Annotated in this window: 12 protein-coding genes and 1 riboswitch; of the genes, 8 read left to right on the top strand and 4 right to left on the bottom strand. The window is 72.3% G+C overall.

Going from position 1 to position 19,351, the window contains the following annotated elements:
* Positions 1-59: 59 nt before the first annotated feature.
* Together H180DRAFT_RS11080 and H180DRAFT_RS11075 are read left to right on the top strand one after the other, a co-directional pair.
* Positions 60-1,259, top strand: coding sequence for a cytochrome P450 family protein (locus H180DRAFT_RS11080; protein WP_055485847.1), 1,200 nt, complete (start codon positions 60-62; stop codon positions 1,257-1,259).
* Positions 1,260-1,334: 75 nt separating this feature from the next.
* A complete protein-coding gene (locus tag H180DRAFT_RS11075; protein ID WP_055485846.1) occupies positions 1,335-1,688 on the top strand; it encodes a hypothetical protein in 354 nt (117 codons plus the stop codon).
* A 140-nt stretch (positions 1,689-1,828) separates the two neighbouring features.
* Here the strand turns inward: H180DRAFT_RS11075 and H180DRAFT_RS11070 are convergent, their stop codons facing one another.
* Positions 1,829-2,926, bottom strand: coding sequence for a C40 family peptidase (locus tag H180DRAFT_RS11070; protein WP_055485845.1), 1,098 nt, complete (start codon positions 2,924-2,926; stop codon positions 1,829-1,831).
* A gap of 7 nt (positions 2,927-2,933) precedes the next feature.
* Positions 2,934-3,145, bottom strand: a riboswitch (cyclic di-AMP (ydaO/yuaA leader).
* A gap of 166 nt (positions 3,146-3,311) precedes the next feature.
* On the opposite strand from H180DRAFT_RS11070, the gene pcrA reads away from it, so the two are divergent.
* Positions 3,312-5,891, top strand: a complete 2,580-nt coding sequence (pcrA, locus tag H180DRAFT_RS11065; RefSeq protein ID WP_055485844.1) for a DNA helicase PcrA — start codon at positions 3,312-3,314, stop codon at positions 5,889-5,891.
* 269 nt (positions 5,892-6,160) lie between these two features.
* Here pcrA and H180DRAFT_RS11060 read toward each other — a convergent pair whose 3' ends face one another.
* Positions 6,161-7,843 carry a M23 family metallopeptidase gene (locus H180DRAFT_RS11060; RefSeq protein WP_254665974.1) on the bottom strand — a complete coding sequence of 561 codons (1,683 nt, stop codon included), beginning with the start codon at positions 7,841-7,843 and terminating at the stop codon, positions 6,161-6,163.
* 1,029 nt (positions 7,844-8,872) lie between these two features.
* On the opposite strand from H180DRAFT_RS11060, the gene H180DRAFT_RS11055 reads away from it, so the two are divergent.
* The gene (locus tag H180DRAFT_RS11055) at positions 8,873-9,283 is read left to right on the top strand and encodes a coenzyme B12-dependent isobutyryl CoA mutase small subunit (protein WP_055485842.1); all 411 of its coding nucleotides are present in this window, start codon (positions 8,873-8,875) and stop codon (positions 9,281-9,283) included.
* A gap of 232 nt (positions 9,284-9,515) precedes the next feature.
* Here the strand turns inward: H180DRAFT_RS11055 and H180DRAFT_RS11050 are convergent, their stop codons facing one another.
* Positions 9,516-11,294, bottom strand: a complete 1,779-nt coding sequence (locus H180DRAFT_RS11050) for a DUF5691 domain-containing protein (protein WP_254665973.1) — start codon at positions 11,292-11,294, stop codon at positions 9,516-9,518.
* A 74-nt stretch (positions 11,295-11,368) separates the two neighbouring features.
* Positions 11,369-12,934, bottom strand: coding sequence for an SWIM zinc finger family protein (locus H180DRAFT_RS11045; protein ID WP_055485976.1), 1,566 nt, complete (start codon positions 12,932-12,934; stop codon positions 11,369-11,371).
* A gap of 149 nt (positions 12,935-13,083) precedes the next feature.
* Here H180DRAFT_RS11045 and H180DRAFT_RS11040 point away from each other — a divergent pair, with 149 nt between their 5' ends.
* From H180DRAFT_RS11040 to H180DRAFT_RS11025, 4 genes are all read left to right on the top strand, one after another.
* Positions 13,084-14,196 carry an ATP-binding protein gene (locus tag H180DRAFT_RS11040; RefSeq protein WP_055485841.1) on the top strand — a complete coding sequence of 371 codons (1,113 nt, stop codon included), beginning with the start codon at positions 13,084-13,086 and terminating at the stop codon, positions 14,194-14,196.
* Positions 14,193-16,784, top strand: coding sequence for a DUF5682 family protein (locus H180DRAFT_RS11035; RefSeq protein ID WP_055485840.1), 2,592 nt, complete (start codon positions 14,193-14,195; stop codon positions 16,782-16,784). The genes H180DRAFT_RS11040 and H180DRAFT_RS11035 overlap by 4 nt, the downstream gene beginning before the upstream one ends.
* Positions 16,781-18,118 (top strand): VWA domain-containing protein, encoded by a 1,338-nt coding sequence (locus H180DRAFT_RS11030; protein WP_079100014.1) that lies wholly within the window; start codon positions 16,781-16,783, stop codon positions 18,116-18,118. Before H180DRAFT_RS11035 ends, H180DRAFT_RS11030 begins: the two co-directional genes overlap by 4 nt.
* A 331-nt stretch (positions 18,119-18,449) precedes the next feature.
* Complete coding sequence (locus H180DRAFT_RS11025; protein WP_139151378.1) at positions 18,450-19,340, top strand: hypothetical protein; 891 nt, start codon at positions 18,450-18,452, stop codon at positions 19,338-19,340.
* The last annotated feature ends 11 nt before the right edge of the window (positions 19,341-19,351 follow it).

Raw genomic sequence — 19,351 nt, 5'->3', positions numbered from 1 at the left:
CTCTCGGTGGGCGGTTGTGGCGGTTAGCGTGCCTTTCGACTCGTCGACAGGGGGACACATTGGCGGCCGACGGCATCGTCGAACTGACCCGGCTCAGCCCGGACTTCGTACGCAATCCCTACCCCGTCTACGCGGCACTCCGCGCGGAGGCACCCGTGCACCACGTACGCGTGCCCGACGGGAGAGAACTGTGGCTCGTGGTCGGACACGAAATGTGCCGCACGGCCTTCACCGACCCCCGGCTCAGCCGGGACTGGCAGAACCACGGGGGCATAGGGCAGATCCTCAACCCCGGCCTGCCGGCGATCGGCCACATGCTGACGACGGACCCGCCGGACCACACCCGGCTGCGGCGCCTGGTGGCGGGGTCGTTCACGCCGCGCCGGATCGCCGCGCTCGGACCCCGCGTCCAGCAGATCACCGACGAGCTGCTCGACGCGATGCTGGGGAAGGAGGAGCGGCGTGCGGACCTGATCGCCTCCTTTGCCTTCCCGCTGCCGATGACGGTCATCTGCGAACTGCTCGGCGTACCCGAACTCGACCGTCAGACCTTCCGTGGCTGGTCCAACGCGATAGTCGGGCCCACCAGCGCGGAGGAGGAGGCCCGCGCGTACCGGGAGATGCCCGCCTATCTCACCGGGCTGATCGAGGCGAAGCGCGAGAACCCCGTCGACGACCTGCTCAGCGCAATGATCCAGGAGGTCGACGACGGCGGCGATCGGCTGACCGGCGACGAACTCATCGGCATGTGCGTGCTGTTGCTCGTCGCAGGCCACGAGACCACCGTCAATCTCATCGGCAACGGCATGCGTGCCCTCTTCGCGCACCCGGACCAACTCGCCCGGCTCCGTGCGGACTTCGGGCTGCTGGAGGGCGCCGTCGAGGAGATGCTCCGCTACGACGGCCCCGTCGAGACGTGCACGCAGCGACTCGCCCTGGAAGACGTCGAGATGGGCGGAGTGACCATTCCCGCGGGCTCGACGGTCGTGATCGCCATGGCCGACGCGGACCGCGACCCGGACCGCTTCGAGGACCCGGACCGCTTCGACATCCTCCGCGACGCCCGCGGCCACATCGCCTTCGGCCACGGCCTGCACTACTGCCTGGGGGCTCCGCTGGCCCGCCTGGAGGGCCGCATCGCGATCCGTACCCTGCTGGAGCGCTGCCCGGACATCGAGCCGGACGCGGAGGAGTCCTCTCTGCCGTGGCTGACGGGGATGCTGATGCGCGGGGTGAAGGAGCTGCCCGTGCGCTGGTGAGGCGGCACCGGGCTCCCGCAGGCGGGAAGGCCCCGCGCCCGTCTGCCGGCGGCCCCGTCGCTAGGCTCCCTGGCCATGGACGTACTCATACATGTCTTCGTCGGCCTCCACATCATCGGCATCGCGGCCCTGCTGGGCGGCTTCTTCTTCCAGATGAAGGCGATGCGTGCGGACGAGGCCCGCTTCGTGCCCGGCATGCTGCACGGCGCGTTCACGATGCTGCTGACCGGGATGGTCCTGGTGGGTCTCAACCAGGCGGGCGGCGACCCCGTGAACAATGTCAAGATCGGCGTCAAGCTCGCCCTGCTCGTGGTGATCCTCGGCCTGGTCTATGTGAAGAGGGACGAGGAGAAGGTCCCCTCGTCCCTCTTCGGCACGGTCGGCGCGCTGACGGTGGCGAACATCTTCATCGCCGTCCTGTGGACGTGACGGACGCGGTGAAGGGCCTGGGATCGCCGTCATCGGCGGAGGGTTGAGCCGCCGCACCTACCCGCCCTGCCCCGGTCACACCGGGGGGCCGACCGGGCCGCGGCAGCGCGACCCGGTCGCCCGGGCGGGGTGGCCCGCCGTCAGCCGGGGCGCACCGCCGAGTGGAAGGGCATGTTGCCGGTCGACTCGTACCGCACGTTCGTGCCCGGCTTCGGCGCGTGGATCATCTGCCCGTCGCCGACGTAGATGCCGACGTGGCTGATGTCGTCGTAGAAGAAGATCAGATCGCCCGCCTTCATCTCCGACTTGGCGACCTTCGTGCCGACCTTGACCTGGTCCCACGTCGTGCGGGGCAGGGAGATCCCGGCCGCCTTCCAGGCTCCCTGGGTGAGGCCGGAGCAGTCGAAGGAGCTGGGGCCCGTCGCGCCCCACACGTACGGCTTGCCCAACTGCGCCTTGGCGTAGGCGAGAACCTTCCCGGCCTGCGTGGCCTGCGAGCCGTCCGACTGTGAGCCGCCGCCCTGCTCCGCCTCGCGGCGGGCCTCCTCGGCACGCTCGGCGGCCCTGCGCGCGGCCTCCTGCTTCTGCCTCTCGATCTTCGCCAGGCGTGCCTTCTCCTCGGCCGTCAGCTTCGACAGCAGCTTCCGCGCCTCGGAGAGCTTGTCCTGCACTTCCTGCTTGTTCTTCTTCAGAGCCTTCTGGGACGCGGTGAGCGAGCCCAGTTCCTCGGTGGCCGCCTCCCGCTTGTCCTTCGCCGCCTGCTGCTGCTTCTCGAAGTCGGCGACGGCCTCCTTCTGACGGCCGCTCATCCGGTCCAGTACGTGTGTCTGCTGGAAGAACTGCTGCGGGTCCTCGGTGAGCAGGAGGGTCGCGGTCTGCGACATGCCGCCCGAACGGTACTGGGCCGTCGCGTAGTTGCCGAGTGTGCGGCGGGCGTCGTTGAGCTTCGCCGTGCTCTCGGCCGCCTCGTCGAGGGATCTGTCCGCCTTCTTGCGCTGGGCCTCAGTCTTCTCCTTGGCCGCGTTGTACCTCTGGGTCGAGACCTCGGCCTTCTGGTACAGCTCGTCGACCTTCTTCTTGACCTCCGAGACCGACGGCTTGCCGTCGTCCGGCGCGGCCTGCGCGCTCTGGGAGAGAAGGGAGACGGAGGCGAGTGCGGCGGTGGTGACGCCGAGGACTCCTCGCTTCGTCGGGGCGGACTTCAGTATCCGGCTGCGCGGTTTGCGATGGGACGCCAAGACCGGCAACTCCTTCCGTGAACCGCCTACCGGGTTAGCTGACGGGTTCGGGCTCTCGGAAGGCTGCCCTACGGGTCGTGCGCGGCGCTTGCGCGGTGCGACTTCCCGATTCACCCCGGGTGCGCACGCCTGAGCGCGCATGCGCGGTGGGTCCCCGGCTCCGTGGGCAGTGCTCGTGGATGCCCCTCGGATGTCCGTCGGATTCGGCGGAGGCGGCCCGTGCCGACGCTTTCGCCGGCGATTGGTGCGGACCGCCTGGCACGGCACCGTAGCGAGATGTGGGGCGTATGTGAAGGCCGTCAGGTGATACGTCCGATATCTGTTCGTTATCCCGCGCGGGAGGCGGCGGTGCGGTGTCGGCGCGGCAATCTAGACTTCTACGACGATGAGCAGCCTCTTCGACGACAGCTTTCTGGCAGACCTCGCACCCGTGCGCGCGCAGGACGGTGCCTCACCCGGGCAGGGCGGACAGGCCGGGACCGACGGCCTCTCGGACGGTGCGGGAGACGGCTCCGGGTCAGATCCGGGCGGCCCTCGCGGAGATGGCGCCGGAGGCCCGTCCTCGTACCACAGGGGCGGTTCGCCGAGGACCGTCGTCGACCCCGAGGCGCTGCTGACGGAGATGAACGAGGCGCAGCGTGCGGCTGTCGTGCACTCCGGGTCGCCGTTGCTGATCGTCGCGGGCGCCGGCTCGGGCAAGACGCGTGTGCTCACGCACCGCATCGCCCATCTCCTGTCCGCACGGCATGTTCACCCCGGGCAGATCCTCGCCATCACCTTCACCAACAAGGCCGCCGGCGAGATGAGGGAGCGCGTCGAGGAACTGATCGGCCCCCGCGCCCAGTCGATGTGGGTGTCCACCTTCCACAGCGCCTGCGTGCGCATCCTGCGCCGCGAGAGCAAGAAGCTCGGCTTCACGTCGTCCTTCTCCATCTACGACGCGGCCGACTCCAAGCGGCTGATGGCGCTGGTGTGCCGGGACCTCGACCTGGACCCGAAGCGGTATCCGCCGAAGGCGTTCAGCGCGAAGATCTCCAACCTCAAGAACGAGCTGATCGACGACGAGGACTTCGCCGCGCAGGCCTCGGACCACTACGAGAAGACCCTCGCCGAGGCGTACACGATGTACCAGGCGCGGCTGCGCGAGGCCAACGCGCTGGACTTCGACGACATCATCATGACGACCGTCCACCTGCTCCAGGCGTTTCCCGACGTCGCCGAGCACTACCGGCGCCGCTTCCGTCACGTCCTCGTCGACGAGTACCAGGACACCAACCACGCCCAGTACATGCTGGTGCGGGAGCTCGTCGGCACCGGCGAGGCCGCCGAGCAGCAACCGCGGGCCGCCCGGGACGAGGGCGAGAGCGGGGCCGAGGGCGGCGAGGAGGACAGGCCGGCGCCGCCGATGGCCGAGCTGTGCGTGGTGGGGGACGCCGACCAGTCCATCTACGCCTTCCGTGGCGCCACGATCCGCAACATCCTCCAGTTCGAGGAGGACTATCCGGACGCCACGACGATCCTCCTGGAGCAGAACTACCGTTCCACGCAGACGATCCTCAGCGCCGCCAACGCCGTCATCGAACGGAACGAGAACCGCCGTCCGAAGAACCTGTGGACGGAGTCCGGCGCCGGTGCCCGTATCACCGGCTACGTCTCCGACACCGAACACGACGAGGCCCAGTTCGTCGCCGACGAGATCGACCGGCTCACCGACGCGGGAGAGGCCAGGGCCGGCGACGTGGCGGTCTTCTACCGCACGAACGCACAGTCGCGTGTCTTCGAAGAGGTCTTCATCCGCGTCGGGCTGCCGTACAAGGTCGTCGGGGGCGTCCGCTTCTACGAGCGCCGCGAGGTGCGCGACGTGCTCGCCTACCTGCGGGTGCTGGCCAACCCGGAGGACACGGTGCCGCTGCGCCGCATCCTCAACGTGCCCAAGCGCGGCATCGGCGACCGCGCCGAGGCCATGATCGAAGCGCTGGCCCTCCGGGAGAAGATCACTTTCCCGCAGGCGCTCGCCCGGGTCGACGAGGCGTACGGGATGGCCGCCCGCTCGGCCAATGCCGTGCGCCGCTTCAACGTACTGATGGAGGAGCTGCGCACCGTCGTGGAGTCCGGGGCGGGGCCCGCGACCGTGCTGGAGGCGGTGCTGGAGCAGACCGGCTATCTCGCCGAGCTCCAGTCCTCCACCGACCCGCAGGACGAGACGCGCATCGAGAACCTTCAGGAACTGGCCGCCGTGGCCCTGGAGTTCGAGCAGGAGCGCGGCGAGGAGGAGCCGGGCACGCTCGCCGACTTCCTGGAGCAGGTCGCCCTCGTCGCGGACTCCGACCAGATCCCCGACGAGGAAGCGGGGGAGGAGAGCGGCGTCATCACGCTGATGACGCTGCACACGGCCAAGGGACTGGAGTTCCCCGTGGTCTTCCTCACGGGCATGGAGGACGGAGTCTTCCCGCACATGCGGGCCCTCGGTCAGACGAAGGAGCTCGAGGAGGAGCGGCGGCTGGCGTACGTGGGCATCACGCGTGCGCGCAAGCGGCTCTATCTGACGCGGTCGGTACTGCGAAGCGTGTGGGGACAGCCCTCGTACAACCCGCCGTCGCGCTTCCTGGAGGAGATCCCGGACCACTACGTGGACTGGAAGCGCACGGGAGCCGCGGCCGGGGGCGGTGCGAGCGGCGGTGGCGGCATCGGCTCGGGGCTGGGCGCGGGGGCGTCCCCGGCCGCCCGTGCGGGCATCGCCGGTACGGAGCGGCGCGGCGGGCCCAGCGGGTTCGCGACGCGGCGTACCTCCGACCGTCCCGTTGTCGCGCTGTCGGTCGGCGACAGGGTCACGCACGACACATTCGGACTCGGCAGGGTCGTCGCGGTGAAGGGCAGCGGCGACAAAGCGGAAGCGACGGTCGACTTCGGCGGCGAGAAACCGAAGCGGCTGCTGCTGCGTTACGCGCCGGTGCAGAAGCTGTAGGCGGCAAGGCGGCAAGGCGGCAAGGCGGCAAGGCGGCAAGGCGGCAAGGCGGCAAGGCGGCAAGGCGGCCCGCGGGGGCGGGGGCGGGGGCGGGGGCGCGCACATGGACGGGCGCGCCCGTCCAGCAGCCGTGCCGCGCGGGCGCGATGGCTCGCGCCGGGTGCGACAGGAGAGGCCGGGAGCCGCACGGGGGCTGCCGGCGGCAGGCGTCAGGGGCCGGGAGACCCGCGCCGGGCCCACCGGAGCTTCAGTCCCACCGCGGCTCGGCCCTACTGGGGGTTCAAGCCCTTGCCACGCAGCCAGGGGAGCGGGTCGATCGCGTCGCCGCCGCCCGGGTGGACCTCGAAGTGCAGGTGCGGGCCTGTGGAGTTGCCCGATGTGCCCGAGTAGCCGATGGTGTCCCCGGCCTTGACCTGGCCGCTGCGGATCTTGGTGCTGCTGAGGTGGCAGTACCAGGTCTCGGTGCCGTCGGGAGCCGTCACCACGGCCATGTTGCCGAAGGACACGTCGTACTTGGTGGTGACCGTGCCGTCGGTCGCCGCCATCACAGGGGTGCCCTCGCTGACCGGGAAGTCGATCCCGGTGTGCACGGACATCCAGTTGAGCCCGGCCTGCCCGTAGGTGGCGCTCAGGCCGTGTTCCTTGACGGGAAGCGCGAACTTCGGACGCAGCGCCTCCTTGCGGGCGGCCTCCCTCGCCTTCCGCTTGCGCTCCGCTTCCTGGCGGGCCTGGAGGTCCCTGCGCTCCTGGGCACGGCTGGCCCGGTCGGCGAAGTCGTCGGCGTCGGCCGAGAGTCCGGCGAGCTGGGTGTCGAGCTTCTTGTTGACCGGTTTGACGGGAACGTCGGCGGAGGCCTGTGTCGTCGTGTCGTCCTGCTGGGCGTTGCCCGCCACGGAAGCCGCGGCGGCACCGGCCACACCCATCACCGCGACGGACGGGACGGCGACGGTGAGGAGTGCGGATCGTCTGGGCCTGGGGGAGCGCCGGCGGCCCGGCAGGTTCGCGACCCTCAGGTCCTGCTCCGGGCGGACGTGCGGAGCTGCGGCGTCCTCCCGGCTCTCCGCGGCGTGGCCGTGCAGGTCGTCGTGCTGCCCGCCGGGCTCACCGACGTGGGCGAGGGCGTCCGTGTCGTAGGCGGAATCCGTGCCGTAGGCGTCGTATCCGTCGTAGGCGTCGTAATTCTGGTAGGCGCCGTCGAAGGCGGGGAACGCCGTGGTGGCGTCGGCCTCGGCGCCGTGCGTGAACGCCGCGTCCTCGTACGAGGGTTGCTGCTGGTCCTGGGTGCCGTAGCTCCCGGTGGCACCCGGCTCGTACGCCTCGTAGGACTCCTGGGCGTCGAAGGAGTCGTACGCCTCGAAGGAGCCGGTGGCTGCACCCTCGGGGCTCCCGGCGGGCGTCTGGTCGTAACCGTAGGCGTCCCAGCCGCTGTTGTTGTCGGCGGAACTCCACTCGCCGCCGGGCTCCCACTGGCCTTCCCACTGCGAGGCGTCCCACTGGCCGCTGCTCCAGCCGGAGTCGAAGTCGGCCTGGCCGGTGCCGGGTTGGGCGTGGACCTCGGCGGTGTGCTGGAACCCCGCGTTCGTCCAGGCCTCGTTCGGGTCGTAGCCCCCGGTGTCGTAGCTCCCCGTGTTGTACGTGCCGGTGTCGTAGCTCCCGGTGTCGTACGCGCCGTGGCCGGAGTACGCGTCGTAGGTGCCCGGCATCCATGCGCCGTCATTGCCCGTGCCGGGGCCGGCCATTGAACCGTAGAGAGGGTCGTCGTCGGAGGAGAACCCGTGGTTGCCGAAGCTGCCGGAGGGGTAGTCCTCGTACGAGGACGGCTGGCCGTGGCCCTGCTGCGCGTAGGAGCCGAAAGCAGCCTGCTCGTACTGTCCGGCGCCGGAGGCCGCGTACGAGAAGCCGTGAGAGGTGTCTGCCGGGAACGAGTTTCCCGACGGGTGACTGTCGTTCACCACCAACTTCTCTTTCGCCTCGACAGCAGGGGCGGAGCAGTGCGGTGACTGTACCCGGCGGTACGTGAGGACGACAATCTTCAACAGGTTTTGCAGCCCGGAGAAACGGGCATTCGGTGGCCTTTCGGCGTTCTACGCACGGGTATTTGGCCTTGCGTTCGATGAATGTTCGACCAACTTGGCCGCCGGCGGGATGCCGGAACACCTCCCGGGCCGAGGCTCCGGCTGCACGCTTCAGCCTCCCAACTCCGGTGCGAAGCAAGGGAAAACGACGGTATCTCCGCACAGGCGGAGGCGGTGGGACGCAACAGGCCCGCAGGTGGGTGGCGTTGGAGCGGAAGGACCTCGCGTGCGCCCCGCTCCGGGGAGTCCGAAGCCTCCTGCGCGCGGCGGTGGTCTCCGTGAACAGCCCTGCACAGCCGCCTAGTTCGGGCCGGTGTCACCCGGCCGGTGGGGGCGGCGAGCCGCGACTGCCGAGCGGGCGGAGGGGGTCAGGTTTGCCGCTGCGTCGGTGCGCGTGCCGAGGCCGGTGACCGGTGTTCGTGAAGGCCGCCGCATGGAGTGGGGAGACATGGTGGAGAAGTGCCCGGGAGGTGGTGAGGAAGGGGCATACCGGTGCAGGTGTGTCCCGGCCGCCGGCGCACGGCTCGTGTCCCGGCCGCCGGCGCACGGCTCGTGTGGCAGGGGATGTGCGGGCCGGCGGGCGCGAGGATGTCCGGGTGCTCGGTGCTCGGTGCTCGGGGATTGGGTGCTCCTGCGTCGGGGCGTCAGGGCAGGAGGGCGCCAGGGCTTCCCTGTGCACGGTGCGGAAGTGAGGGGTGGGCGCCGGCGTTGCCGGCCGTCGTGTGATTTCCCCCTCGCTTGCCGGCCGGAAGTGCCGGGGCGCGGCATGCTGGGGATAACGTTCGTTCACTCGGGGAGTCGCGGACGCCTCCGCGAACGACGAAGCGCCGTCGTTGAACCAACCCCCGAGGTGGTGGCACCTCCCACGCCGTCGGGCGCAGGGGGACCGTCGAGATGGAGGCAGTGATGAGTGTGCCGGGTCCGATCCGCGTGGTGGTCGCCAAGCCGGGGCTCGACGGCCATGACCGCGGAGCGAAGGTCATCGCCCGGGCGCTGCGCGACGCGGGCATGGAGGTCATCTACACCGGGCTGCACCAGACGCCGGAACAGATCGTGGACACCGCGATCCAGGAGGACGCGGAGGCGATCGGTCTGTCGATCCTGTCCGGGGCACACAACACCCTCTTCGCGAAGGTGCTGGAGCTGCTGCGTGAGCGGGACGCGGAGGACATCAAGGTCTTCGGCGGCGGCATCATCCCCGAGGACGACATCCCTCCGTTGAAGGAGAGCGGTGTCGCGGAGATCTTCACCCCCGGAGCGACGACCAACGAGGTCGTCGAATGGATCCGCGCGAACGTCGGAAGCCTCGCCGCTTGACCGCTTGACCGCTTGACCGCTTGACCGCTTGACCGCTTGACCGTTGAGCCGCGTGCCGTGACCCGTGCCCCGCGAGCCGCGAGCCGTGCCCCGCGAGCCGCGTGCCGCGGGGGTCGGGGCCGGCGGTCGGCCGCCGGCCTGTGGCCGCCCAGCTGCTGACCACCGGCCGCCGGCCTTCCCGTCCGGTCACCGCCGCCCGTCGGTCTCCGCGAGGGGCGATCACCAAGAGAAATCACCCGTGCTCCAGTTCGTGACGCTTCCCCTCGCCCTGTTCCGCGTCGTCGGTCTCCTTTTCGCCGACTCCCGCCAGCTCGGCGTGCATGCTCGCGCGCAGACGCAGCGTGGCAACGAGCCGCTGGAAGGCCTCCGCCCAATAGGCGCCCGCGCCCGGTGATCCGCCTTCCGGCTCGTCCGGCACCGCGGCCAGGGGCTCCAGTCGTCTCGCGTCCGCGGGCGAGAGGCAGCGTTCGGCGAGCCCCAGGACGCCGCTGAAACTCCAGGGATAGCTGCCGGCGTCCCGCGCGATCTCCAGGGCGTCCACCACCGCCCGTCCCAGTGGCTCTGCCCACGGCACGGCACACACCCCGAGTACGCGGAACGCCTCCGACAGCCCGTGCGCCTCGATGAATCCCGCCGCCCACACGGCGCGCTCCGTGGCGGGAAGCACCGCGAGGAGCTTCGCCGGGTCTCCCGCACCCTCGGCGGGCGAAGACGTCGGCGACCCGATCAGCGCCCGGGACCACTCGGCGTCGCGCTGGCGCACCGCGGCGCGGCACCAGGCCGCGTGCAGATCCTGCTTCCACTCGTCGGCCACCGGCAGAGCGACGATCTCCCGCGCGCCGCGCCCGCCGAACTGCGCGGTCCACGCGGACAGCGGTGCCGCCTCCACCAACTGCCCCAGCCACCAGGACCGTTCGCCCCGGCCCGAAGGGGGCTTGGGCACAACGCCGTCACGCTGCATGTCCGCGTCGCACTCGTGCGGAGCCTCGACGGCTATCCGCGGTTCCGTGGCGAGAGGGTCCTGCGTGACGTACGTACGGGCCCGCACCGCCATGCGGGCCGCGAGCGCGGAACCGGGCAGGGTGCCGAGCAGTTCGGCCGCGGTGGCGCGCACCGTGCGGGAGCGGTCGCTGAGGGCCTGCTCGAGAAAGGACTCGTCGGAGGGGCAGAGCCCTTCGCGGAGCGAATCGAGGAACATCAGCCGGTCCTCGGCGCGCTCGGTCCGCCAGGTGGCGGCGAGCAGGGCGAGCCCCGCCTCGGGATCGCTGCGGCGGAGCGAGGCCAGCACAGCGACCCGTTCCGCGAACAGCCCCTCCTCCCACAGCTGCCGGGCCGCGTCCTTGTCCGGCCTCCCACGGGCCGACGCGGACTGCGCCGTGGCGCCGGGGGAGGCGCGGTGCTGCGGCACGCTGTTGCGCAGCGCGAACTTCCACTCCGGATTGAGGCGTGCCAGCCACAGCGCCCGCGGGCCGGCGAACGCCAGCGTCTCCGCCCGGAGATCGGTGCGGGCCCGGGCGGCGTCCAGCAAGGCGGGCAGCTGGGCGTCAGGGGCGCGGTACCCGTGCTCGTTGGCGGCGGACAGCCACTGCGGAAGCAGTTCCGTCAGATCGGGCGAGGAGCCCCGCCGTCCGCCTCCGGGCCCGGCCGGCCCCGGACGGCCGGCGAGCAGCATCGTCAGACGGTCGGCGGCCGCGGCCGGCAGCGCCGGCCGCGAGTCCTCGGGAGCCGGCTCGGGGCGGGCGCGGGCCGGCGCGGGGAGCAGCCCCGCACGGTGCCGGACCGTCGCCACCGCGGCCGCGTCGAGCAGTGCAGCCGGACTCCCGCCCGGCGGTGTGCGTCGCTCGCTGCCGAGCAGCGCCGCCGTGACGAGCTCGCCCCAGGCCTCGTCCGGCCCTGATGGCTCTCCCGACCCTTCCGGTTCTCCCGGCCCTTCGGGCCCTCCCGGCTCTCCCGGCTCTCCCGGCGCGGTTCGGTCGTCCGGAGCGCCGTTCGTCAGCGGTACGGGGTTCATCGCCGCCTCCCTCTGCGCGGGCGCGGACGGTGCGGCGCTGTGGCGGGCCCACGGGGCAGCCCTCACGGCTGCGTTCACAGCTGCACCGCCTCTCCCTCGCTCCAGGCCGTGTACGGGGCGAAACCCCTGTGGCCGCATTCGCCGAAGACGGTGAGGGGGCGCCCGCCCGAGACCGCCGTGAGCCTCCACAGGGTCCCGGGCGAGGTGCCGGGAGCCATCGGGAGCGCGAACCGGCCGTCGGCATCCGCGAGTTGGCGGACGCCGCCGCTCCGCCCGTCGGCCCCGCCCCAGTCGTCGAACGTCGGGACCACGCTGCTCAGCACCGCCGGCCAGGCGTCCAGCCACGGGTCGTCGCACAAAGCCTCTCCGTACGAGGCCAGCGCATCGGTCACCGTGCCCCCTTCCGGCACGGCACCGGCTTCCGGCGCCGCGTGTCTCTCGCCCAGCGCGGCACGCAGCGGGCGGGCACCCGGGTAGTAGGCCAGCTCGGCGTCCATCACCGAGCCGACGGGCAGGGCCTGTCCGGGCGCACGGTCCCCCGGCGTGTACGACAGCAGCAGCGCGGGACGCCCCGATTCCAGGCCGCGCAGCCATATACGCCTCGCCGTCAGCCGTCCCTCCTCCGTGTCCCGCTGAGCCAGCACCAGCCACCGGTCCCTGACCTTGCCGCCGGACGTCCCGCCGGAGCCGGGAGCGGCGTCGTCCGCCAGTACATCGGCGGAGCCGACGGTGAGGCCGACCCTCGTGCGTACCGTCGCGGCGAGAGCCTCCGGAACGTCGTCCAGAGCCAGGACGGCCCGGTTCAGCAGATGGAGGAGGGCACACTCCGACAGCAGCCGGGACGGCCAGCCTCCGTATGCCCCCTCGGTCTCCGGCGACGTGTGACCGGAGACGGGGAGGGCGCCCAACTCCCGTATCCGGGCGGCCAGTCCGGGAGCCTGGGCGTCGACCATGCGGGACGCCGTCTCCTCCCACTGCGCGTAGCCGCCCTGCTCCGCACCGGCCAGGCCGCCCCGCAGCATGTCGGCGAGGCGTTCCTCGAGTTCCGTGGCGCCCGCTGCGACGCGGCGCAATCGGCGCTCGGAGCGGCGCCGGGCGGCCTCCGGGTCGGCCCGGCGGCCGCCGGCGCTCCCCGCGCCGCCGCTCCCCGGGCCACCGGCGGCGGGCCCCGAGGCGGCTCGCCCCGCCTCATCCACCGCGGCTCTGCGAGTGGCCCTTTCACGTCGGCCGCCGAGCCACTCGCCGGCCCACTCCGGCGGCTCCTCCGAGGTCTGGATCAGGTCACCGGCCCAGAGCAGCAGCAGCCCGAGCGCGTGTTTGCACGGGAACTTGCGGCTGGGGCAACTGCAGCTGTATGCGGGCCCGTTAAGCGTTCCGGCGGCCCCGCCGGTACCGCCCCCGCCCGTACCGCCCGTACCGTCACGAGCGCCGTCGCCGCCGTCGCCCTCGCCGAGGTCCACCACCGTCCGGTACGGCCTGCTCCCGCTGCCCTTGCACAGGCCCCATACGGCACCGGCTCCCGAACCCGCCTCCGCCCACGGGCCCGGCGAGGAGAGCTTGCTCCCAGCCCTGCGTGACGCGTCGTCGGGAGCGAGCGCCAGCACCTCTTCCGCGCTCCGGCGGACCCCCTGTCCAGTCATGGTCCCGACCGTACGGCCGGCCACTGACAATCCGTCGCCGCGGCGGTTCCGGCCGGAAGTTCCCGCAGGTCGGGACGGGTTGGGGAGGTGACTGTCAGTGGCGGGGTGCACGCTGAAGGCACATCGACCGCCGTGTGTGGAGGGGACTCGTGACCGATTCCTGTGCCGTGGACGCCGCGCAGCAGCAGACGCTGCGGCCGCACGCCGAGGACGCCTTCGCCGACGAGCTGAAGGCGCTCGCCGCAGCGGACGACAGGCCGCGTCCCGAGCGCTGGCGCCTCTCCCCGTGGGCGGTCTCCACATACCTCCTCGGCGGTGAACTGCCCGGGGGGACGGTGATCACGCCGAAGTACGTGGGCCCCCGCCGCCTCGTCGAGGTCGCCGTCAGCACGCTGGCGACGGACCGGGCCCTGCTTCTCCTCGGTGTGCCCGGCACCGCCAAGACGTGGGTCTCGGAACATCTCTCGGCCGCCGTCAGCGGTGACTCGACGCTGCTTGTGCAGGGCACGGCGGGCACCGCCGAGGAGGCCGTGCGCTACGGGTGGAACTACGCCCGGCTGCTCGCCCACGGACCGAGCCGTGACGCCCTGGTCCCCAGCCCGGTGATGCGGGCGATGGCCGAGGGCAGGACGGCGCGGGTGGAGGAGCTGACCCGGATCCCGGCCGATGTGCAGGACAGTCTGATCACCGTGCTCTCGGAGAAGACCCTGCCGATTCCGGAGCTGGGCGAGGAGGTCCAGGCGGTGCGCGGCTTCAACCTCATCGCTACGGCGAACGACCGCGACCGGGGGGTGAACGAACTCTCCAGCGCCCTGCGCAGGCGGTTCAACACAGTGGTCCTTCCGCTGCCCGGTACGGCGGAGGAGGAGGCCGACATCGTCGCGCGCCGCGTCGACCAGCTCGGCCGTTCCCTCGACCTTCCTGCCGCGGCCGACGGCACGGCGGAGATACGGCGTGTGGTGACCGTCTTCCGGGAGCTGCGCGACGGCATGACGGCCGACGGGCGCACGAAGATCAAGTCCCCGTCCGGGACCTTGTCCACCGCGGAGGCCATCTCCGTCGTCACCGGCGGCATGGCGCTCGCGGCCCACTTCGGCGACGGGGTGCTCAGGGCGGGCGACGTGGCCGCCGGTGTGCTGGGCGCCGTGGTGCGCGACCCGGCCTCGGACCGTGTCGTGTGGCAGGAGTACCTGGAGGCGGTCGTACGGGAGCGCGACGGCTGGAAGGACTTCTACCGCGCCTGCCGGGAGGTCTCCCCGTGACCGCAGCGTCCGCCGGCCCCGGCGGGTCCGCGCCAGGACCGGGTGGCGTGCCGCTGCTGCTGGGCATACGGCACCACGGGCCGGGTTCGGCACGAGCGGTGCGGGCCGCACTGGAGGCACGGCGGCCCCGGGTGCTGCTCGTGGAGGGGCCGCCGGAGGCGGACGGTCTCGTCGCGCTCGCCGGGCACGAGGCGATGCGTCCGCCGGTGGCGCTCCTCGCCCACGCCCTGGACGAGCCGGGCCGGGCGGCGTTCTGGCCGCTTGCCGCGTTCTCCCCGGAATGGGTCGCGATCAGCTGGGCGCTGGGGCACGGGGTGCCGGTGCGCTTCATCGACCTTCCCGCCACGCACGCGCTCGCCCTCACCGACGACGTGGCCGGGCCGGGACGGGACGACGTCGGGGAGGCCGGCCCGGGGGACCCGGGGCCGGGGAACGCCGGGCCCGGGTCCGGGATGGGCAACGGCGAAGCGGTGCGCGTCGATCCGCTGGCGGCTCTCGCCGGGGCCGCGGGCTACGACGACGCCGAGCGGTGGTGGGAGGACGTGATCGAGCACCGCGGGGCCCGGCCCGGGGCCGACCCGTACGCGCCGTTCGCGGTGCTCGGTGAGGCCATGGCCGCCCTGCGCGAGCAGCGAGGTGCCGAAGCGGTCCACGCGTCGGCGGAACCGGGGGCCGGCCAGCGTCGCGACCAGGTGCGTGAGGCCCATATGCGGCTGCGACTGCGCGACGCGGTCCGGGAGTTCGGGCCGGGCGACGTCGCCGTCGTCTGCGGAGCGTGGCACGTTCCGGCCCTGGCGGCGAAGGTGAAGGCCGCCGACGACAGGCAGGCACTCAGGGGCCTGCCGAAGGTGAAGTCGGAGATCACCTGGGTGCCCTGGACGCACCGGCGGCTCGCACGCGACAGCGGCTACGGCGCCGGCATCACCTCTCCCGGCTGGTACGAGCACCTCTTCGCCTCGCCCGACCGGGTCGTCGAGCGGTGGATGACCAAGGTGGCCCGGCTGCTGCGCGCCGAGGACCGGGTCGTCTCCTCGGCACACGTCATCGAGGCCGTCAGGCTGGCCGATTCGCTCGCCGCCGTGCGCGGCAGGCCGCTTCCGGGGCTCACCGAGACCCTCGACGCGGTGCGGGCCGTGATGTGCGAGGGCTCCGACGTGCCGCTCGCCCTCGTACGGGACAGGCTCGTCGTCGGAGAGGTACTGGGGGAGGTGCCGGAGGGTGCGCCCGCCGTGCCGCTCCAGCGGGACCTGACCAGGCAGCAGCGCACGCTGCGCCTCAAACCGGAAGCGTCCGCACGGGAGTTGGACCTCGACCTGCGCAAGGAGACGGACTCGGCGCGGAGCAGGCTTCTGCACCGGCTGCGCCTGCTGGACATCGACTGGGCCGTGCCCGTGCGCTCCCGTACCGGCAGCACCGGCACATTCCGCGAGAGCTGGCGGCTTTGCTGGGAGCCGGAGTTGTCGGTGCGCACGGCGGAAGCGGGAGTGTGGGGCACGACCGTGGAGAGCGCGGCGAGCGCCAGGACCGTCTCCCTCGCCACCGAGGCCACTGCCCTGGCCGACGTCACCGCCCTTGCCGAGAGCTGTCTGCCTGCGGATCTGCCGGATGCGCTGAGGGTCGTCATGCGGGCGCTCGCCGACCGGGCCGCGCTGGACGCCGATGTCGGCAGGCTCGCGGAGGCTCTGCCCGCGCTGGTGCGTTCCCTCAGGTACGGCAATGTGCGGCGCACCGACTCGGCGGCGCTGACGGAGGTCACCCTCGGGCTGGCGGAGCGTGTGTGCGTAGGGATTCCGCCCGCCTGCGCGGGCCTGGACGCGGACGGCGCTGCCCGGATGCGCGACCACATCGACGCCGTCCACCGGTCCGTGGCGCTTCTGGTGCAGGCGTGCGCCGAGCCTTCCGGCGTGACCGACGTGACGTGCACGGCGCGGGGTTCGCGGGACGCCGAAGACGCCGGGGAGGCCGGGACAGATACCGCGGGTGCCGCAGGTGCCGCGGGGGGCGTGCAGTCGCGCTGGCGCGCTGCCCTGCGCAAGCTCGCCTCGCGGGACCGGATACCGGGTCTCATCCGCGGCCGGTGCGTCCGGCTGCTCCTGGACGACGCCCAGCTGACGCAGGCGGAAGCCGCCCGGCTGATGGGTCTGGCACTCTCACCGGGCACCGGTCCGCCGGAAGCAGCGGCATGGATCGAAGGGTTCCTGTCCGGCGGCGGGATGCTGCTCGTCCACGACGAGCGGCTGCTCGCCCTCGTCGACGGCTGGTTGTCGTCCGTGCCCGGCGAAGCGTTCACCGACGTGCTGCCGCTGCTGCGCAGGACGTTCGCCGGGTTCGAGCCCGGTGTGCGGCGCACCGTGGGCGAACTCGTGCGGCGTGGCGCCCTGCCGGAGACGGCGGACGCCGGTGGAGTGCCCAACGGACGTGGAAGTGGGGGCAGTTCACTGCCGCCGCCGCGCCCGGTACGGCCCGGCTTCGGGCCCGGTCTGGACGAGGCCCGCGCGGCCGCGGTCCTGCCGACACTCCGCCTGCTGCTCGAACCGGTGGGCGAGCGTGCCGGGCACACGACCGAGCAGGAGGAGGCGCCCCTATGACCGGCACGTCAGGCACACACGGCCCGTCCGGCACGAACGTCCCGCCGGCCCCGTCCAGTACGGCCACCGCGTCCGGTCCGGCCACCACGTCGCCTGTTCCGTCGGGCCCACCGGGCCGGGACGCCCACGGCCGGCCCGCGGACGCCGGCGGCCTCACGCCCGCCGCCGAACGGCTGCGGCGCTGGCGCCTGGTGCTCGGCGGCTCCGGCGGCTCCGAGGGGACCGACGGCACCGGCTGCGAGTTGAGCGGTGCGGACGCGGCCATGGACCGTACGCTCCAGGCGCTCTACGGCAGCGGACCGCAGGGCGGCCCCGGCGCAGGCTCCGGTCAGGGCAGACGTGGCGAACGCGCGGGCGGCCTCGGCGCCTCCGCCCCTCAAGTGGCCCGGTGGCTCGGGGACATCAGGACGTACTTCCCCGGTTCCGTCGTCCAGGTCATGCAGCGGGACGCCATCGAGAGGCTCGATCTCGCGGCGCTGATGCTGGAGCCGGAGATGCTGGAGGCGGTGGAGCCGGATGTGCACCTGGTCGGCACGCTTCTGTCGCTGAAGTCGGCCATGCCGGAGACCAGCAGGGAGACGGCACGCGCCGTGGTGCGCAAGGTCGTCGCCGAGCTGGAGAAGAAGCTCGCCGCGCGCACGCGGTCGGCCCTCACCGGCGCGCTCGACCGCTCCGCGAAGGTGCACCGCCCACGCCACAGGGACATCGACTGGGACCGCACCATCCGCGCCAACCTCAAGAACTACCTGCCCGAGCACCGGACGGTCGTCCCGGAACGGCTCATCGGTCACGGCCGGGCCTCGCGGGGCGTGAGGAAGGACGTCGTCCTCTGCATCGACCAGTCTGGCTCCATGGCCGCGTCCATCGTCCACGCGTCGGTATTCGGAGCGGTACTCGCCTCGATGCGGTCGCTGAAGACCCGGCTCGTCGCCTTCGACACCGGCGTCGTCGACCTGACGGAGGAACTCGACGATCCGGTGGACGTGCTCTTCGGCACACAGCTCGGCGGGGGCACCGACATCAACAGGGCGCTGGCGTACTGCCAGTCGCACATCACGCGTCCGTCCGAGACGGTCGTGGTCCTCATCAGCGACCTCTACGAGGGCGGCATCCGTGACGAGATGCTCAAGCGGGTGTCGCAGATGAAGGCGGCCGGCGTGCAGTTCGTCGCCCTGCTCGCGCTGTCGGACGAGGGTGCACCCGCCTACGACCGCTCCCACGCGAGCGCCCTCGCCGCGCTCGGGGCTCCCGCGTTCGCCTGCACGCCCGACCATTTCCCGGAGGTGATGGCGGCGGCCATCGAGAAGCGGCCCCTCCCCGTACCGGACGAATGACATCGGGAGAACGACATCGGGGGAATGACGTCGGGCTGACGTCGGGCGAATGACATCGGACGGTTCGCATCGGGCGGACGGAGGTTCGAGCGACACCGGGCGGACGGAGGTGCGAGCCCGGCGCGGAAGGCGCGGCGAGGGCCTCGGCGGAGTGCTCAGGGGCCACCAAGTGAACAAGTTGTGACGGCAGTTGCGCGGGGGACCGGCGTCCGTGCAAGGATCTCCGTTGTCCGGAACGCAGCGTTCCCGGCGGGCAGTTGTGGCCCCCCTGAGCAGCGCGCGTCCGCATCCCCCCGCCTGGAAGGTCCCTGCCTTGTCAGCATCCTTAGCTGTGCCTGCCGTTGTGCGCCTGCCGCACTCGGCCGCCGCGCGGCGGGCCCTGCTGACGTTCCTCTTCCTCGGAGGGTTCCTCGCTCTCGCCGTCGTCTTCGGCGGCAGTGCGCAGGCCGCTTCCGCGCCCGGCCACGAGGTGCGGGAGGCGGGCCGGGCACCGTCCGGACTGGTGACGTCCCCGAAGCCGTCGGCATCGGAGCGGAGCTCCTCGAACGAGGCGGGCGGCAACGGCAAGGAGCAGGCCGGCGACGCCCTCACCCGGGCCGAACTCGCCGAGAAGCACAGGCACGAGTTGCGGAACGCCGCCGAGCGCGCGGCCTCGCACGTCGTGGGCCCCGTCTCGGAAGGCGCCGGCCGAACCGGAGAGGTCACCCGCCCGGTCGGCGAAGCCGTCGACAGCGTGTCCGGCCCCTCGGGCCTGGCCGGGCTGCCCGGGCGTCTCGGCCTCGGACTCGGCGACGCCGTCGTCGGCGAGGGGCCGGACGCGACCGGCGGCCGAGCCGGTGACCTCGGCACGGACGGCACCTCCGACGCCTCAGCCGACGACGCGGGCGAGGGCACCGACGGGCCGCGTGCGCACGGCAGTCGGGCCATGACGTCCTCGGCCTCCCACTACGTGGCCGCCGGTGCGACGTCCGACGCCGGCACCATCCAGGACGACGGAGACCCCGCTGATCGTCTCCCGTTCCACCCCACACCCGCGGTGCCCGCGCCCAGCGCGTCGCACTGCACCGGTGACGGCCACAGCCAGCGCGGCGGCCCGCACCAGCACGACGCGGTCGTGCCCGGCACCGGGCACTTCGGGCCGCTTCACTCCGGCGCCGTGCGCGCCGTGGACGGTACGCCGACGCGTGACAGTGCCGGCGACGTCCTCGAATTCCCCGGCTAGGGCAGACCTTC

The sequence above is a fragment of the Streptomyces sp. WMMB 322 genome (genome assembly GCF_900090145.1).
Taxonomy (GTDB): domain Bacteria; phylum Actinomycetota; class Actinomycetes; order Streptomycetales; family Streptomycetaceae; genus Streptomyces.
The sequence above is the reverse complement of the archived record's forward strand: the minus strand, read 5'-3'. Positions and strand labels throughout refer to the sequence as shown.

Bases quoted from the DNA above. Each gene is read 5' to 3' on its own strand.
- H180DRAFT_RS11050 (WP_254665973.1), bottom strand. From the start codon at position 11,294: ATGAACCCCGTACCGCTGACGAACGGCGCTCCGGACGACCGAACCGCG.
- pcrA (WP_055485844.1), top strand. From the start codon at position 3,312: ATGAGCAGCCTCTTCGACGACAGCTTTCTGGCAGACCTCGCACCCGTG.
- H180DRAFT_RS11045 (WP_055485976.1), bottom strand. From the start codon at position 12,934: ATGACTGGACAGGGGGTCCGCCGGAGCGCGGAAGAGGTGCTGGCGCTC.
- H180DRAFT_RS11075 (WP_055485846.1), top strand. From the start codon at position 1,335: ATGGACGTACTCATACATGTCTTCGTCGGCCTCCACATCATCGGCATC.
- H180DRAFT_RS11055 (WP_055485842.1), top strand. From the start codon at position 8,873: ATGAGTGTGCCGGGTCCGATCCGCGTGGTGGTCGCCAAGCCGGGGCTC.
- H180DRAFT_RS11030 (WP_079100014.1), top strand. From the start codon at position 16,781: ATGACCGGCACGTCAGGCACACACGGCCCGTCCGGCACGAACGTCCCG.